The organism is Paraburkholderia sp. SIMBA_053 (assembly GCF_046534895.1).
GTDB classification, from domain to species: Bacteria; Pseudomonadota; Gammaproteobacteria; order Burkholderiales; family Burkholderiaceae; genus Paraburkholderia; species Paraburkholderia caledonica.
On the sequence record NZ_JAWRXU010001398.1, the window covers coordinates 1 to 246 of the forward strand.

Genomic DNA, 246 nt, shown 5'->3' on the forward strand with positions numbered 1-246 from the left:
CGGGCAGCGCGTGGCGACACGGCACGCTCGCCGTGCGGCTTGGCGGCGCCGAGGCGGCCGTCAAGTCGGCGCGCACGTCGCTGGGCGGTGAGGTGGTCGATGCCGTCGAAGCCGAACGCTTCTGGGCGGGCCTGCGCGAACAGACCGATCCGTTCTTCGCGGCGATCGCGCCGAAATCCGCGCTCTGGCGCCTCGCGCTGCCGACCATCACCGAGCCGCTGCAACTGCCCGGCGCGCAACTGATGG

Annotated in this window: 1 pseudogene; it reads left to right on the plus strand. The window is 73.2% G+C overall.

Annotated elements, in window-relative coordinates:
- A pseudogene (gene glcE, locus SB753_RS40195) lies at positions 1-246 on the plus strand (glycolate oxidase subunit GlcE); the annotation flags it as partial.